The organism is Neoaquamicrobium sediminum, from assembly GCF_013240295.1.
In the GTDB taxonomy this organism is placed as follows: Bacteria; Pseudomonadota; Alphaproteobacteria; order Rhizobiales; family Rhizobiaceae; genus Aerobium; species Aerobium sediminum.
Map to the genome: position 1 here is coordinate 1,736,726 of NZ_JABETK010000001.1, position 15,411 is coordinate 1,752,136.

A 15,411-nucleotide genomic window follows, 5' to 3' on the forward strand; every position below is an offset into this window, starting at 1 on the left:
CGGTCCATTCGCTCCGGCCGCGGTATGCGCCGGTCACCTATTGCGACAATCGAGATTGGATCGCCGCGTGTTTCCGGCTTTACTGCGAGCCGGCGGAGGCCGTTGCCGTCGTTTGGCGAAGGTGTGGGTGAGGATGACCGTTTCGAACCGGCTGGATCTTGGTGTTTTCGACTACGTGATCGTGGGGGCGGGTTCGTCCGGGTGCGTACTTGCGAACCGGCTGAGCGCGGATCCCGGCAAGCGCGTGCTGCTGTTGGAGGCTGGCGGTTCCGACAATTACCACTGGATCCATATTCCCGTCGGCTATCTCTACTGCATGGGCAACCCGCGCACCGACTGGGGCTATTCGACGGTCAAGGAGCCGGGACTGAACGGGCGTTCGCTTGCCTATCCGCGCGGCAAGGTGATGGGCGGATGCTCGTCGATCAACGGCATGATCTACATGCGCGGCCAGGCGGCCGACTACGACCACTGGCGCCAGCTCGGCAATCCCGGCTGGGGCTGGGACGACGTGCTGCCCTTGTTTCGCAAATCGGAGAACCACCACGCGTCGGGCGCGCCGTTTCACGGACAGGACGGTGAGCTCAGGGTCGAGCGCCAGCGGCTTTCGTGGCCGATACTCGACGCCGTACGGGAGGCTGCCGAGGAGCTGGGCGTGCCGCAAGTAGACGACTTCAATGACGGCGACAATTTCGGCTCGTCCTATTTCGAGGTGAACCAGAAGGCGGGCCTCCGCTTCAACGCCGTACGCGCCTTCATCCGCCCGGTGCGGCATCGCCGGAACCTGACAGTGATGTCGCATGCGCAGGCCGAGCGCATCGTCTTCGACGGGCTGCGCGCCAAGGGCGTCGATCTGAGGCTCGGCGGCAAGCCGGCGCGGGTGCATGCTTCGGGCGAAGTCATCCTTTCTGCAGGCGCGATCGGCACGCCCCAACTGCTCCAGCTTTCCGGGCTCGGCGCGGGGTCGCTGCTGCAGGGGCATGGCATTCCAGTCGTGCGTGACACGCCGGCTGTCGGGGAGAATTTGCAGGATCATCTTCAGATCCGCACTGCATTCAGGATAGCGGGGGCGCAGACGCTCAACGAGCGGCAGTCGACGCTTGCAGGCAAGGCGCGAATCGCGCTGGAATATGCCTTCAGGCGTTCGGGGCCGATGTCCATGGCGCCGAGCCAGCTCGGCATCTTCATGAAATCGGACGCGATGTTCGACACGCCAAACATCGAGTTCCACGTGCAGCCTCTTTCGCTGGAGGCGTTCGGCCAGCCGCTCCACGATTTTCCCGCAATCACCGTCTCCGTATGCAACCTCCGGCCGCAGTCGCGCGGCACCGTGAAGATCGTCTCGCCCGAATTCGACCAACACCCGGAGATCGCGCCCAACTATCTTTCCACCGACGGGGACCGCCAGGTTGCCGCCGACTCGATCACGGCCGCCCGTCGCCTCATGGCCACGCGTCGCATGGCGCAGTACAAGCCCGAGGAGTTCAAGCCGGGAACGGCGATCCAGTCGCCCGAGGAGCTGGCGCGCGCCGCCGGCGACATCGCGACGACAATCTTCCATCCGGTCGGCACCGCGCGGATGGGGACCGACGAGCAGGCCGTTGTCGACCCGCAATTGCGCGTTCGCGGCGTCGAGGGGCTGCGGGTCGTCGACTGCTCTATCATGCCGACGATCGTATCCGGCAATACCCATGCGCCCGCCGTCATGATCGCGGAGAAGGCCGCGCAGATGATCGTCGCCTGAACGCCGGCGATCGAGAGCAGCCGCTTTGCGCCCACCGACCAAGTTGATCTGCCTCCCCGCTAACTAAAGTTGCCGGCGGCCTTGCCGTGAACACAATCGATCCCTATATCCAGTCAATCGATCTTGTTGACGAACTTTGTTTCTGCGCTACAGCGCTCCGACGATCTTCCCTCTCAATTTCGAAGACTGCGACGTTTGGCATCCGGCCAGGCGTCGATGATCTGTGCCGATTTGAAAAGGAAAATCGATATGGCTACTGGAACCGTAAAATTCTTCAACTCCACCAAGGGCTTTGGCTTCATCGAGCAGGACGGCGGACAGCCGGACGTGTTCGTGCATATTTCGGCAGTCGAGCGGGCTGGCATGTCCACGCTCGCCGAAGGCCAGAAGCTCAGCTTCGAGGTTGTCAAGGACAACCGCAACGGCAAGAGCGCAGCCGAGAATCTTCAGGCTGCATAAGGAATAGCGTTTCTGGTCTTTGACCACGGATGTACTGGCACTGGCCATCGAGACGCTCAGGAGAAGGTCGGGAATTCCCGGCCTTTTTCACTTTGAGGAGACCCAATCATGGATGACGTTTTTATCAATGCCGTTTTTCAGCCCAAGCCTTCCAAGCAGGAAACCAAGGCGGACGTCACAACCAAGACCGCGCGTGCGATAATCGACCACGAGCTGTCGGCCCGCGAGGCCAAGACCGAGCGGCTGCGGGCAGCACGGCTGGCGCGGGAAGAAGCCATGGTGACCGAGGCGCCTGCCGCGAAGAAGCCGCGCAAAAAGAAGAGCTGACCTGAAGAGCCAATTTCGCGCAACGGGTTGCGCGCGTTCGCCAGTAATCAGCATGGACAGCGACCATGCCCATAGGCGCCACAGCGGATGAAGCGGCTCATTCAGTTCTTGCCGCGCGGGCGGGCGACGTCGTTCGAGCCTTCGGCCTCGGGTCCGAAGCCGTAGCTCATGCGCTTCATCTGCGCGATGACGCGTTCCATCTCGTCGTCGGGCAGCACCGGCGGCTCGCCGAGCGCCAGCGCCTGCACATACATGCGCGACAGTGTCTCGACCTCGATCGCCAGCCAGAGCGCGGCCTCCAGCGACGTGCCGAGCGAGATCTGGCCATGCTGGCCGAGCAGGCAGGCAAGCCGCCCCTCAAGCGCTTCGAGTGCTGCGTCTGACAGTGCCTGGGTGCCAAAGGTCGCATAGCGCGCGCAACGGATGGTGGTGCCGCCGGCAACGCCGGTCATGTAGTGAAATGCCGGAATGGTCTTGTGATGGCAGGCCAGCGTCGTCGCGTAGACCGAGTGGCAGTGCAGCACGACATTGATGTCTTCGCGGGCCTTGAGAATATCGCGATGGAAGCGCCATTCAGAAGACGGGCGGCCGCCGACATAAGTGCCATCGAAGTCCATCTCCACGATGTCGTCCGGCGTCATGACGTCGTAGGGCATGCTCGACGGCGTTATCAAGAAGCCGTCGCCGGAGCGCACGGAGAGGTTGCCCGCCGTGCCCTGGTTGATGTCGCTGGTATTCATGCGGCGGCAGATGGAAACCATCTCCTCGCGCAGCTTCTGGTTCGTCATCGTCCTTATTCCTAATCCATATGAAAAACGCGTTGCAGCGGCACGACGACCGGCTCGTTGCGGTCGCCCACCTGCATGATGTCGGCCATAAAATCCCACCAGCGGCGGTTGATCTGCGTTTGCGGCAGGTCGTCCATCGTATGGTCGTCGGCGCGCACGAGAGTGGCGAAGAGATGGTTCGTTTCCGGGTCGAGCCAGATCGAATAGTCCGAGATGCCGGCCTCGCGCAGGGCTGCCAGCATCTGCGGCCATATCTCGTCGTGACGCCGCCTATATTCCTCGACCTGGCCGGGATTCAGCACCATTCGAAATGCGATCCGCTCGGGCATTGGCCGATCCTCCTAGACAATGCCGCCACCGGCTGCGGCAACCGCCGGGCGCTCCGCGGTGACCTTGGCGCGGTAGCCTGCCGCGCGATAGGCGGACACCGGGTCGATGGCTCCGCCTGCATTCAGCCGCGCCATGGCAAGGATCGGCTCGACATCCGTGCGGTAGGCTGCCTTCAGCGTCTGCGTGGCCATCAATGCGTCGTTGTCTTCCTGAAATGCGGTGAGCGCGTCACGATCGACGAGCAGCGCCTGCGCATAGGCGCGCTGCACTTCCGTGGCCGACAGCATCAGGCTCTCGATCGGGTCGGTGACGTTATGGCTCTGGTCGAGCATGTGGGCGGGGTGGAAGGCTTTGCCGGCGGACAGTTCGGCATCGACCAGCTCGTTGAAGACGAGGAACAGGCGATAGGGATCGATGGACCCTGCGTCGAGATCGTCGTCGCCATACTTGCTGTCGTTGAAGTGGAAGCCGCCCAGCTTGCCGAACTGGATCAGCCGCGACACGATCATCTCGATGTTGACGTTGGGCGCGTGATGGCCGAGGTCGACAAGGCAGAAGGCCTTTGGACCCAGCTCCTTCGCGATGATGTAATTGGTGCCCCAGTCCTGCACCACGGTCGAATAGAAGGCAGGCTCGTACATCTTGTGCTCGGTGAAGAGCCGCCAGTCGTCTGGCAGGGCTGCATAGATGTCGGCCATTGCCTCCAGATAGCGTGAAAAAGCGCGGGCGAAATTCACCTGCCCGGGAAAGTTGGAGCCGTCGCCGATCCAGACGGTCAGCGCCTTCGAGCCGAGGGTGTTGCCGATCTCGATACATTCGAGATTGTGCTCGACCGCCTGCCGGCGCACGGCCGCATCGGCATGGCTGAGCGAGCCGAACTTGTAGGAAAGCTTCTGGTCCACCGCGTCGGAAAAGGTGTTCGAGTTCATCGCGTCGAAGCCGAGGCCGAAGCGCGCGGCCGCCTGCTTCAGGCGCTTCGGGTCGGCCTTGTCCCATGGGATGTGCAGCGACACGGTCGGTGTGGCGCGGGTAAGCTGCTGGACAACCGCGCAATCCTCGATCTTGTCGAAGATGTCGCGCGGTTCGCCGCCGCCGGGAAAGCGGGCAAAGCGGGTTCCCCGGTGCCGACGCCCCATGAGGGGATCGCGACGCCGAAGGCCTCCACCTTTGCCAGAACAGCATCGATGGCGATGCCCCGGCGTGCGAGCTGCTCGCCGAGTGCGGCATAGTCGGATTTCAGCGCGGTCTGCCTGGCCTCGTTTTCCCGCGAGACGATGTCGGTTTCTATGATCGTTTCCATCTCGTCCTCCGTGCGGGGGTCACCATGCGAAAGCCGGCAGCAGAAAGTCGGGCGGCGCGCCGTGCTCGGCAAACAGCCGCTCCCGCTCCGTGGCGGTGCTGGTTTCCAGTATGCCGGTCGCGACCAGCGCCGTGTTCAGCCCGGCCGCCCGGCCGCCCGCGATGTCGTGCTCGATGCTGTCGCCGACACAGACGATATGGTCCGGCGCTGGATTGCCGAGCAGCTCGAGTGCCGCCTCGTAGATGCGTGGGAAGGGCTTGCCGATCCACTCCACCGCGCCGCCCAGTTCCGCATAGAGTTGGGCGATCCGGCCGGCACCGAAGCGCGGCCCGACGCTCGTCAGCATCACCTTGTCGGGATTGGTGCAGAGACAACGCACGCCGCCGACGGCCGCCGGCTCCAGCAGGCGGCGATAGTGGTCGAGATCGTAGCGATCTCCCTCGCTGCCCGACAGAAGCACGATGTCGGCGTCAGCACCGCTTTCCGTCACGGTCAGGGGCAGGCCTTCAATCGCCGAGCGGTCTCCGTCGCGGGCGATGAGCAGGCAGCGGGCGTTGACGGTATCACTCAGTTCTTCGGCAAGCATGCGCCATGCGACCTCGCCGGACGACAGGAAATGGTCCCAGCTTCCAGGCTCGAAGCCCAGCCGCACCAGCCGCGCCTCGTTGGGGGCGGAGCGCTTGCCGGAATTGGACAGGAGCAGGCTTCTTTTGCCTGCCGCCTTCAGCCGTGACAGCGCCTCTACAGCGCCGGGATAGGGCGCGGCGCCATCGTGCAGCACGCCGAATTGGTCGAGCACGAAATAGTCGAACTGTGCTGCGAGTTCGCTGATCCCGGAAAGCGGTTGCGGTGCGGCCGTGCTCATGCGGGCTCCCGGGAGTGTTCGAGCCCCTTCAGCGCCAGCCGTGCCGCGCCGGCGGCGGCCTGTTCGGAATGTGCCGGCAGGAAAGGAACGCCGAGCCTGCGCTGGCGGATGGCGGTCCAGGCGACATTGCCGGCGCCGCCGCCGACGCTGCGAACGGAGCGAAGCGCGGGTGCGCCAAGATCGGCTAGGCGGTCATAGCCGCGTTTCTCGATCGCCGCGATGCCTTCCAGCATGCCCTTCAGGAACGCGGCGTCCGATGCCGGCCTGGGCTCGAGGCGCGGCTGCAAGGCGGGGTCCATGACCGGGAACCGCTCGCCGGGTCCGAGTAGCGGGTAGTAGTCGAGGCCGGTTTCGTCCTCATGACCGATTTCATCCGAGAGCCGCGCGATCTCAGCGCCAGTGAAATATTGCGCAAGAACCCTGCCGCCCGTGTTCGATGCGCCGCCGGCGAGCCAGAGCCCGTTGATGCGGTGGCTGTAGATGCCGAATTCGGGGGCGAAGACGGGCTGGTCGCACAGGAGTTTCAGGGTCAGCGTCGAGCCCAGCACGGTGACGCCGTCGCCCGGCTCGCTTGCGCCCGTGGCGATGAAGGATGCGCATCCATCCGTCGTACCGGCGACGATGGCGACATTCCTCGCAAGGCCGAAGCGTTGCGCCATGGTCGGCGCTATCGTGCCGACCGGCGTGCCGGGGGCAACCACACGCGGCAACAGCTCTGGCCGCAGACCGGTTGCGGCGATCCATTCCGGCCACCGCGCGGCGACCGGGTCGTAGCCGGTCTTGAGCGCGTTGTTCTCGTCGGTCGTGTCGAAGCGGCCGGAAAGCCGTCCCGCGATCCAGTCGGCCTGATGCAGGACCTTGGCTACGCCTGGGACGCCTTGGAAGACCAGCGCCTTGGCGAGTCCGGACGTCGCGCCGTGGGCCCCGCTGTCGCGCGCGATGACCGGCGCGATACGGGCAAGCAGGCCCTCGTCCTCGACCTTGTCGCTATACATGAGTGGCCGGGCCAGCGGCGTGCCGTCGGCATCGACCGGCAGCAGCGTGCCGGAGGTGCCGTCGACGGCAATCGCGCGGACGGCCGACCGGTCGACGGCGGTCAGCACGTGCTCAAGCGCGGTCTCGACGGCGCTCCACCAGATGTTTGGATCGCGGGCGTTGGCGCCGTGGTCGGTCAGGGCTGACGACCCTTCCGCCACGATCTCGTGGTCCGGCATCATCGCGACCGCGCGCGCGCCGGACGTGCCGAGGTCGATGCCGATCGCGAGGGGAGTCAAGGATGACGCTCCGATGTGGCGACGGCGGGCGCGCAACTGTCCATGTCGGGTATCCCAAGCACCATCACGCCGACTTTCGCGCTGCCTTGCGGGCCAGTTCCTGCCGGTATTTCTCGGCGTCCCAATCGTTGAGCTGCAGGTGTTCTTCGGCGGTGAGCACACGCAGGGGCGCGCCAGGCGGGATGCGGGTCGCCACGTCGGCGAGACAGCGCGCCATGGCGTCGGCGCTCGCGGTAGCGTCCTCGCGCATCAGGATGCCGATGCCTGGAAACACGATCGAGACCGGTGCTGCACCGATGCGCGCGACGACCGCTTGCGCATCTTCCACCGGTAGCGCGATGACGGAACCTTCGCCAAGGAAGATTACATGGTCCGGATAGAGGCTGCCGCGCGCGGCGATTTCGGTGCAGGCCGGATCGGTGGCGACGGCATGGGCGGCGTCGCTTTCGGGCAGGCGAAACGCCACGTTTTTCGACGCGGCCGCAAGCGCGCGCAGTTTTTCCATGTCGGCGGGAGGAGCGGAGCGCGGTTCGGTGGCGAGCCTTCGCGTGACGTCAGTCAACAGTGCTTCGGCCGCCTCGACGGTTTCCGCGGCGACGACCAGACCGTGATTGGCCAGCACCAGAACGTCCGGGCGTTTGGAGGAATGCTCCGCTATGGCCAGCGCCAGCGGAAGGCCCGGCCTTGCATAGCGCACCAGCGCCCAGTTGAGCCCGTCGAGCCTTGTCGCCAGCTCCGCCCCGCAATCGGTGCGCACGGCAAGGGCTATGGTGTTGACGCAATGCACGTGGACGACCACGCGTTGCGTCATCAGCGCGTGGACAGTCGTCTCGATCGAGGGCCGCAGGCCGGACGCGCCGAGGCCGGCAACGACGAATTGCTCCGCCCGCTCGGCGGCGGGGTCCACGGACGAGACGGCGCCAAGCAGCGGTGCAATCTCCACCGGAACCATGATGTCGCGTTCCAGCGCATTGGCGAGCCATGTACCCGAAGCCTTGATCCAGAGGATGCCGTCAGCCTTCAGCGAAGTGTTGCCGCCCGCACCCTGGATGAGAAGGGGATCGGATCCGATCCGTGCCGAAAGCGCCCGCAGGTCGGCGAGCTCGGCCCTTGGTGAAGCCGCTTCTCGCATGGTGCCGATCCTTTCCCTTGTCTGACTGCCTGCATCGACTGCCGAGCAGTGCGGGAGGGGTAGAACCCCTCCCGAAATCCGAGCAACGGGCGTTCTGACGAACGCAGCTCCGTTGCTCCAGTTTCGTTTTCCTAGCCGCATTTGTGCGACGCCAGACGATTCCGCCTGGCTGCAAAATGCTCTAGAAGTCGAAGTCGTTGATGTTGTCCTTGGTGAACACGAACGGCGCACCCAGAAGGATCTCCGAGCCGTTGATGACCTGGAGTTCGCCCAGCTTGCCGGCTTCCACCGAGGTGGCACCCGGCTCCAGCGTTCCATCGGCAACTGCGCGCAGCACGTAGGCTGCCGCATAGCCGAGGTCGACCGGGTTCCACAGCACCACCGACTTGACGCAGTCCGAGGCGACATAGGGCTTCATGGCGTTGGGCGTGGCGAGACCGACAACGGCGACGTTGCCGCACTGGCCCGCCTGCGTCACCGCATCGGCGGCAGCCGGCGTGGCGACGCTGGTCATGCCGAATATACCCTTCATCTCATCGCCATACTTGTTGATGAGCGTGTTGGCCTGGTTGAAGGACAGGATGTTGTCTTCCTGCGCCTCGACCGTCTCCAGCCACTTCATGTTGGGGTAGCACTCGCTCTGATAGGCCTCCATCTCGGCGATCCAGCGAGCCTGGTTCGGCGTGGTGAAGGTCGAGGTGACGATGGCGAATGCGCCGTCCTCGCCGATCTCGGCGGCCATCGCGTCGACCATCGATTTGGCGATGCCGTTGAACTCGGCCTGGTTGACGAACCACTGCCGCGCATCCGGTTCGGAATTGGCGTCGTAGCCGACGACATTGATGCCGGCCGCGAGGGCCTTCTTCAACACAGGCGAGATGGCCACCGGGTCATTGGCGGCGAACAGGATGCCGTCCACGCCGCTGGTAATGTAGTTGTCGATCAGGGTGATCTGGTCGTCGATATTGGCGCGGCTGGGACCGTCGGTCTTGGCATTCATCGTGCCCATCTCGGCGGCCGCGTCGGCGATGCCCTTCGAGGTGGCGTTGAAGTAGCCGATGCCGACGAGCTTCGGCACGTCGACCACGGTCAGCGTCTTGCCCTTGCGGTCGGGGGCGTCGGTCGGCTCGCCGCCGTCATAGGGGAACGCGGCCGCCGCGGCGGCGGCACCGTCGCAGGCGAGCGGGCTCGTCGGCAGGTCGTCGCCGCCGGTCCATGTCGACTGGGCATGGCTGAGGCTGGTCGAAAACGACAAGGCCAGAATTGCAGACAGAACTATCTTACCCATGTTTTCCTCCACTGAGCGTCGAGGCACCCGCGAGCGGCGGTGCCCGGCGAAAGCGTTCCTCCTATCGGGAGCCGCTCCTCCCGAATATGTTGCTGACCAGGATGGCCAATATCAGCACGGCGCCGATCAGCATGATGGTGCCGTCACCCTTGACCCCGGCGAGCGAAAGGCCGTTCTTCAGCGCCTGAATGAGGCAGAGTCCGATGATGGTGCCGAGGATCGTGCCGCGGCCGCCGAATATCGACGTGCCGCCGAGCACCACGGCGGTGATCGCGTCGAGCTCGATGCCGGTGCCCATGTCGGAACGTGTCGTCGACACGCGCGACACGAAGATCACGGCCGCCAGCGACGCGGCGAAGCCTGAGGCGGTGTAGAGCGCGAGCTTCGTCTTCTCGACCGAAAGACCCGAAAAGCGGCTGGCGACCTCGTTGGAACCGATGGCGTAGACCGTCCGCCCCCAGCGCGTATAGGCGAGGATGATCGCGGCGATGATCGCGGCGGCGAACAGGATCCAGAGCTGTGTCGGCACGCCGAGCACCTGGCCCTGGCCGAGCACGTAGAACCAGTCGGGATAGCCGCGCACCGAGCGGGCCTGGCTGATGCCTTCGGCCAAGCCGCGATAGAGCGCGAGCGTCGCCAGCGTCGCGATCAGCGGCGGGACGCGGAAGCGGGTGATGATGAAGCCGTTCATGAAGCCGGCAAGGGTGCCGGCCGCGATGGCTGCCACGATGGCCATCGGCAGCGGGAGGCCGACATTCTGCCAGAACACGCCGAGCAGGATCGCCACAAGGCCGAGGATCGAGCCGACGGAAAGGTCGATGCCGCCGGTTGCGATAACGAAGGTCATGGCGATCGCGATCAGGCCGATCTCCGTCATCAGTCGGCCCTGGTTGAGCAGGTTCGAGACGGTGAAGAAGCGGTCGGACTGAAAGGACAGGACGATCAGCACCAGCACGAGGAGCAGCGCCAGAAACGTCTCGTGGCGGATGAGGGCGCGAAGGTTCATGGTCGCTCCCTCATGTCCGCCGGTGCCTGCGCAGCATGTCGGCGAGCACCGTCGCCAGGATCAGCAGGCCAATCACGGCCCTGAGCCAGTATGCCGAGACGTTGATGAAGATGAGCGCCGAGCCGATCGTGGCGAACAGTATGGTCGCCAGCGTCGAGCCGATGACCGTGCCGGACCCGCCGAGGATCGATACGCCACCGATGACGGTCGCAGTGATGATCGTCAGTTCGAGGTTCGGCGGCACCGTCGACTGGATGACCTGAAGCTGGGTGGCGAACAGGATCGCGGCGACGCCGGCGAATGCACCATGGATGGCGAAGACGGAGACCAACCGCCGCTCGACGGGGATGCCGGTGGCGACTGCCGCCTCCGGGTTGCCGCCGATGGCGTAGATGGAGCGGCCGAATGCCGAATAACGCATCCACAGGAAGGCCGCGATGGTCAGGACGATCATGAACAGGAACGGCACGGGCAGGCCGAGGAGCCGTTTCTGCGCGATCAGGAAATCGGGCGGCAGGTCGCTGATCCACGTGCCGCCGGTGACGCTGATGAGGCCGCCGCGCAGGATCGACAGCGCGCCCAGCGTGACGACGATGGACGGAATCTTCGCGTAGGCGACGAGCACGCCGATGACCGTGTTGACCGCCATGCCGACGAAGATCGGTGCCACCAGCGCGAACCAGATCGGATAGCCCGAGACGGCCAGCGTGCCGGCGACGGTGGCGAGCACGCCGATCAGCGCGCCGACGGAGACGTCGATGTTTCCGGTCATGATGACCATCGCCATGCCGATGGCGGCGACCGCGATATAGGCGTTGCCGGAGAAGATGGTGACGAGGTTGTTGGCGTTGATGAAGCGCGGATTGACGAGCGTCACCACCACGAACAGCAGCACGATTGCGGCCAGCACCACGCATTCCTGGCCGTATTCGGCGAAGATGCGGCGCAGCAGGCCGGGCCGCTTCTGGCCTGTCGGCGGCCGGATCGGGGGAAGGTTCACCGCCATGCTCATCAGGCCGCCTCCGCGCCGCGATGCGCCGTCATGGCGGCGCCGACGCGTTCCGGCGTCGCCTCGGCCCGATCGATCTCGGCTGTGACGCGGCCACCGCTCATCACGAGCATGCGATCGCTCATGCCAAGCACTTCGGGCAGTTCACTCGAGATCATCAGGATGGCGACGCCGCGCTTGACCAGCTCGCCCATGATCGTGTGGATTTCGGCTTTCGCGCCGACATCGACGCCGCGTGTGGGTTCATCGAGGATCAGCACTTTCGGCTCGGTCTCCAGCCATTTGGCGATCACCACCTTCTGCTGGTTGCCGCCGGACAATTCGCTGACCGGCTGGTCGATGTCGCGGCAGCGGATGCCGAACCGCCTGACCGCCTCTCTTGCCCTGTCCGCTTCCGCCCGCGCCCTGATGAAGATGCCCGAAGACAGCTTCTCGATGGTGGCCATGGAGACGTTCTTGCGGATCGCCATCGGCCGCACGAGGCCCTGCAGCCCGCGATCCTCCGGCACGTAGGCGATGCCGAGGTCGCGCGCCTGGCGAGGCGAGCCGATGTGCACCGGCACGCCTTCCATGAGGATTTCGCCCGAGGTCGCCGGCGTCATGCCGAACAGGGTCAGGGCAAGCTCGGTGCGACCGCTGCCGACGAGACCGGCAATGCCGAGGATTTCGCCGCGCCGGAGCCTGAACGAGATGTCCTGCACATGGCGGCCGTGATTGAGGCTCTTCACCTCCAGCACGGTTTCGCCGATCTCGGCCTCGGCCTTAGGGAATAGGCTGTCGATGGGGCGGCCGACCATCATCGAGACCAGTTGCTGCTCGTTTACCTCGCCGATGTCGCAGGTGGCGACATGCGCGCCGTCGCGCAGGACGGTGACGCGATCTGCTAGCGCGAAGATTTCCGACATGCGGTGGCTGACATAGACGATGCCGACGCCGCGCTCCCGCAATTGGCGGACCACCTGCATCAGCCGCTGGACGTCGGATTCCACCAGCGAGGCCGTCGGTTCGTCCATGATGAGGATGCGCGCGTTGCGGCTCAGCGCCTTGGCGATCTCCACCCGCTGGCGCTGCGCGACAGACAGCGTCAGCACCTTGGCGTCGACGTCGAGATCGTGGGTGTCGAGCTGGTCGAGCAGTTCACGAGTGCGCGCGCGCACGGCCGCCCAGTCGATCCACCCGGCGCCGGTACGTGGATAGTGGCCGAGGAAGACGTTTTCGGCGACGGTCAGCTCGGGGAAAAGCAGAAGCTCCTGATAGACGGTGGCGATGCCGGCGGCGGTGGCGTCGCCGGTGGCGGCGAACTTCATCTCCTCACCGTTCACGGTGATGGCGCCGCTGTCCGGCTTGTAGAGCCCTGCCATCATCTTGATGAGCGTCGACTTGCCGGCGCCGTTCTCGCCGAGCAGCGCGTGGACCTCGCCCTCGCGCACGTCGAAATCGACATCCTTCAGAACCCTGATGCCGACAAAGGACTTCGACATGCCGCTGAGGCTGATGAACGGCTCGTGCGAGGTCATCCGGTTGCCTCCTTGATCGCGGCAGCCGAGGCCCGCGCGGCTGCGCGCCGCGCTGCGGCCAGTTCGCGCCAGCGGTCGCGATAGGCTTCCAGGCCGGGTACATCGCTTGGCGCGACGGGTACCGTCTCGTCGCGGAAGGGCGAGAGGCCGAGCGCCTTGAAGGCGAGGGCGGCGGCACCGGTGGCCGATCCCTCGCTCATGGTCGAGCGCACCACGGTCTGCGACGGACGAAGCTGGCCGAGCATCGCGGTGAAAAGATCGATCCTTGCGAGGCCGCCATCGACGATCAGCAGGTTGTCGGACCTGATCAGGTCGAGCGACAGGTCGGTCATCATGACCACGTAGAGCACGGCGACGGCGGCGCGTTCCTCTCCCTCGACATCGCCTCCGACGATCTCGCCGGTCGTTTCCGGAAACGGGCCGCCGGCCGCCCATGACGGCATGGCGAAGATGCCGCGCGCCATCACGCGCTCGACGGCATCCCGTGTGATCGGCTTGTCCCAGCCTCCGCTGATGACGTCATATTCGCGGCCACCCATGAAGCGTAGCGACGGCGCCGGCTCGCCGTTGACGGTGACGTTGGCAATCATGTCGCGCTCGCCGTCGAGCGCATCCAGCGGGCAGTCGAGGTTGATGATGATGACCCAGGTTCCGGTGGAGACCAGCGTGAAGCCGGAGAGGCCGGTCATCCGGTAATAGGCGAGGGCGGCGTTGGAATCGTGGACGCCGTTGTGGACGTTCAATGTGCGATGGGCGCCGTCGGGAAGCGTCACCTCGGCGGTGCCGACCACTGCACCGGCTGGCGCGATCTCCGGGAAGAGATCGCGCCAGCCCAGCCGGTCTACCAGGGAGGAAAAGTCACGCTTCAAAGGAGCCCAGAGCTGGTTGTGCGCGCCGAGATAGGACCATTCGGCCAGAGGCCTGCCGGTGAAACGCCAGACCCAGTATTGCGGGAAGCAGAGGATCGACCGGGTCTTGGCGAAGCGTTCGGGCTCCTCGGTTTCGAGCCAGTGGATGTGGCGCGCGATCGAGAAGCCGAGCGGCAGGCGCGGCGTGTAGGTCTCAGAGAAATCCGGCAGGATCGGGTCGATTTTCGCGGCCACCGCATCGGGGATTTCCTGCTCGTAGTCGAGGACCGGGTGAAGCAGCTCGCCGTCGCGCACCAGCGCGAAGGCGCAGCCATGCGCGGAGATCATCAGGCCGGTGACGCCATGCTTGGCGGTCACATCGGCGAGTTCGGCGCTCATCCAGGAAAACAGCGCCTCGTCATCGAGCACGCCCCGGCCGTGGAAGTCGTTCCAGACCGGCCTGGTGCGGCGCTCGTCCAGCAGCCTGCCGTGGGGCGCGAAGACGAACAGCTTCGAGTTCGTCTTGCCGAGATCGAAGACGGCGAGCGGGCCGGCTTTCGGGGGCGGCCTCGTCACGGCCGATGCTCCGCGGCGACAAGTTCGTGTTTGCGACGCGCGGTCTCCATGCCGACATCGATGAAGCGCCGCGCGTGGCGGGCGAGCTCGACATTGTCGGACCAGAGGTTGCGCCAGATCGCCGTCTTGCGCGAGAGGTTCTCGTCGACGATCTCGGACGAGAAGGATTCGAAGGAAACGTCCTTCGAATAGCCGACAGCGACGAGCGCGTCGAAGATAGCCCGCCAGTCGATGCTGCCGGTGCCGAGGAAGCCGCGATGGCTTTCGCCGATATGGAAATAGCCGATCTTGTCGGCCGCATGCCTGATGGCGAGCGCGGCGTCCGCCTCCTCGATGTTCATGTGAAACGTGTCGAGGTGCAGAAAGATATTGTCCGACCCGGAGGTCTCGATATAGGCGAGGCCTTGGGACGCGGTGTTGAGCAGGTTGCTCTCGAAGCGGTTGACGATCTCGACATTGAGCGAGACGCCGGCGCGTTTGGCACGCTCGGCGACTTCGGCAAGCGTGTGGGCGCTGCGGTTCCAGCCGTCCTTCGTCGGCATCTGCGTCTGCAGGCCATGGCTCGTCTGCAGGATGCCAGCAAGGACATTGCCGCCAAGATCGCGGGTGAGCGCGACCATTTCATCGAGGATCTCGACGCCGCGCGCGGCGACTGCCTTGTCGGCACTGGAGATGTCGCCTTCTTCCGGCAGGCCAATGCTGATCGCGACGCCAAGCCCATGTTCGGCGATGCGTTTGGCGAGACGGTCGATGTCGACGTCGGCCGGATCAAGATAGGAGAATTCGATCAGGTCGAAACCTGCTTCCTTCGTCTGCTCCAGCGTGCGGTCGAGCGCCGACTGGTCGGATGCCGCCGACCAGACGAAGGAATGAATGCCGACATGCGCCATGGTTCTTTCCCCGTTCGAAGTGAAAGGCTTCCGGCCGCGATAGACGCGACCGGAACGT

General features: G+C 65.1%; 14 protein-coding genes and 1 pseudogene. 3 read left to right on the forward strand and 12 right to left on the reverse strand.

Features of this window, described 5'->3' with window-relative positions; translation table 11 throughout:
- The first annotated feature begins 133 nt into the window (after positions 1-133).
- From HK436_RS08490 to HK436_RS08500, 3 genes are all read left to right on the forward strand, one after another.
- On the forward strand, positions 134-1,744 hold the full coding sequence (locus tag HK436_RS08490) for a GMC family oxidoreductase (protein WP_173188815.1): 1,611 nt from the start codon (positions 134-136) through the stop codon (positions 1,742-1,744).
- A gap of 249 nt (positions 1,745-1,993) precedes the next feature.
- On the forward strand, positions 1,994-2,203 hold the full coding sequence (locus HK436_RS08495; RefSeq protein ID WP_173188817.1) for a cold-shock protein: 210 nt from the start codon (positions 1,994-1,996) through the stop codon (positions 2,201-2,203).
- A 108-nt stretch (positions 2,204-2,311) separates the two neighbouring features.
- A complete protein-coding gene (locus HK436_RS08500) occupies positions 2,312-2,530 on the forward strand; it encodes a hypothetical protein (protein ID WP_173188819.1) in 219 nt (72 codons plus the stop codon).
- A 101-nt stretch (positions 2,531-2,631) separates the two neighbouring features.
- Here HK436_RS08500 and HK436_RS08505 read toward each other — a convergent pair whose 3' ends face one another.
- From HK436_RS08505 to HK436_RS08560, 12 genes and pseudogenes are all read right to left on the reverse strand, one after another.
- Complete coding sequence (locus tag HK436_RS08505) at positions 2,632-3,318, reverse strand: class II aldolase/adducin family protein (RefSeq protein ID WP_173188821.1); 687 nt, start codon at positions 3,316-3,318, stop codon at positions 2,632-2,634.
- A gap of 11 nt (positions 3,319-3,329) precedes the next feature.
- Positions 3,330-3,647: an L-rhamnose mutarotase gene (rhaM, locus tag HK436_RS08510; RefSeq protein ID WP_173188823.1), complete on the reverse strand. Its 318-nt coding sequence runs from the start codon at positions 3,645-3,647 to the stop codon at positions 3,330-3,332.
- A gap of 12 nt (positions 3,648-3,659) precedes the next feature.
- Positions 3,660-4,948: pseudogene (gene rhaI, locus HK436_RS08515) on the reverse strand (L-rhamnose catabolism isomerase).
- 19 nt (positions 4,949-4,967) lie between these two features.
- A complete protein-coding gene (locus HK436_RS08520; RefSeq protein ID WP_173188825.1) occupies positions 4,968-5,813 on the reverse strand; it encodes a TIGR01459 family HAD-type hydrolase in 846 nt (281 codons plus the stop codon).
- Complete coding sequence (locus tag HK436_RS08525) at positions 5,810-7,087, reverse strand: FGGY-family carbohydrate kinase (protein ID WP_173188827.1); 1,278 nt, start codon at positions 7,085-7,087, stop codon at positions 5,810-5,812. The genes HK436_RS08520 and HK436_RS08525 overlap by 4 nt, the downstream gene beginning before the upstream one ends.
- A gap of 64 nt (positions 7,088-7,151) precedes the next feature.
- Positions 7,152-8,219, reverse strand: coding sequence for a class II aldolase/adducin family protein (locus HK436_RS08530; RefSeq protein WP_173188829.1), 1,068 nt, complete (start codon positions 8,217-8,219; stop codon positions 7,152-7,154).
- Between the two features lie 181 nt (positions 8,220-8,400).
- Entirely contained in the window at positions 8,401-9,507 is a 1,107-nt protein-coding gene (locus HK436_RS08535; RefSeq protein WP_173188831.1) for an autoinducer 2 ABC transporter substrate-binding protein, read from the reverse strand.
- Between the two features lie 61 nt (positions 9,508-9,568).
- Positions 9,569-10,513: an ABC transporter permease gene (locus HK436_RS08540; protein ID WP_173188833.1), complete on the reverse strand. Its 945-nt coding sequence runs from the start codon at positions 10,511-10,513 to the stop codon at positions 9,569-9,571.
- Positions 10,514-10,523: 10 nt separating this feature from the next.
- Positions 10,524-11,519 carry an ABC transporter permease gene (locus tag HK436_RS08545; RefSeq protein WP_173190057.1) on the reverse strand — a complete coding sequence of 332 codons (996 nt, stop codon included), beginning with the start codon at positions 11,517-11,519 and terminating at the stop codon, positions 10,524-10,526.
- Between the two features lie 5 nt (positions 11,520-11,524).
- The gene (locus tag HK436_RS08550) at positions 11,525-13,039 is read right to left on the reverse strand and encodes a sugar ABC transporter ATP-binding protein (RefSeq protein WP_173188835.1); all 1,515 of its coding nucleotides are present in this window, start codon (positions 13,037-13,039) and stop codon (positions 11,525-11,527) included.
- A complete protein-coding gene (locus HK436_RS08555; protein ID WP_173188837.1) occupies positions 13,036-14,463 on the reverse strand; it encodes an FGGY-family carbohydrate kinase in 1,428 nt (475 codons plus the stop codon). Before HK436_RS08555 ends, HK436_RS08550 begins: the two co-directional genes overlap by 4 nt.
- On the reverse strand, positions 14,460-15,353 hold the full coding sequence (locus HK436_RS08560) for a sugar phosphate isomerase/epimerase family protein (protein ID WP_173188839.1): 894 nt from the start codon (positions 15,351-15,353) through the stop codon (positions 14,460-14,462). The genes HK436_RS08555 and HK436_RS08560 overlap by 4 nt, the downstream gene beginning before the upstream one ends.
- Between the last annotated feature and the right edge of the window lie 58 nt (positions 15,354-15,411).

What these genes read in the sequence shown, in the direction of transcription:
- HK436_RS08490 (WP_173188815.1), top strand. Translation starts at nt 134, where the DNA reads ATGACCGTTTCGAACCGGCTGGATCTTGGTGTTTTCGACTACGTGATC.
- HK436_RS08495 (WP_173188817.1), top strand. Translation starts at nt 1,994, where the DNA reads ATGGCTACTGGAACCGTAAAATTCTTCAACTCCACCAAGGGCTTTGGC.
- HK436_RS08500 (WP_173188819.1), top strand. Translation starts at nt 2,312, where the DNA reads ATGGATGACGTTTTTATCAATGCCGTTTTTCAGCCCAAGCCTTCCAAG.
- HK436_RS08505 (WP_173188821.1), bottom strand. Translation starts at nt 3,318, where the DNA reads ATGACGAACCAGAAGCTGCGCGAGGAGATGGTTTCCATCTGCCGCCGC.
- rhaM (WP_173188823.1), bottom strand. Translation starts at nt 3,647, where the DNA reads ATGCCCGAGCGGATCGCATTTCGAATGGTGCTGAATCCCGGCCAGGTC.
- HK436_RS08520 (WP_173188825.1), bottom strand. Translation starts at nt 5,813, where the DNA reads ATGAGCACGGCCGCACCGCAACCGCTTTCCGGGATCAGCGAACTCGCA.
- HK436_RS08530 (WP_173188829.1), bottom strand. Translation starts at nt 8,219, where the DNA reads ATGCGAGAAGCGGCTTCACCAAGGGCCGAGCTCGCCGACCTGCGGGCG.
- HK436_RS08535 (WP_173188831.1), bottom strand. Translation starts at nt 9,507, where the DNA reads ATGGGTAAGATAGTTCTGTCTGCAATTCTGGCCTTGTCGTTTTCGACC.
- HK436_RS08540 (WP_173188833.1), bottom strand. Translation starts at nt 10,513, where the DNA reads ATGAACCTTCGCGCCCTCATCCGCCACGAGACGTTTCTGGCGCTGCTC.
- HK436_RS08545 (WP_173190057.1), bottom strand. Translation starts at nt 11,519, where the DNA reads ATGGCGGTGAACCTTCCCCCGATCCGGCCGCCGACAGGCCAGAAGCGG.
- HK436_RS08550 (WP_173188835.1), bottom strand. Translation starts at nt 13,039, where the DNA reads ATGACCTCGCACGAGCCGTTCATCAGCCTCAGCGGCATGTCGAAGTCC.
- HK436_RS08560 (WP_173188839.1), bottom strand. Translation starts at nt 15,353, where the DNA reads ATGGCGCATGTCGGCATTCATTCCTTCGTCTGGTCGGCGGCATCCGAC.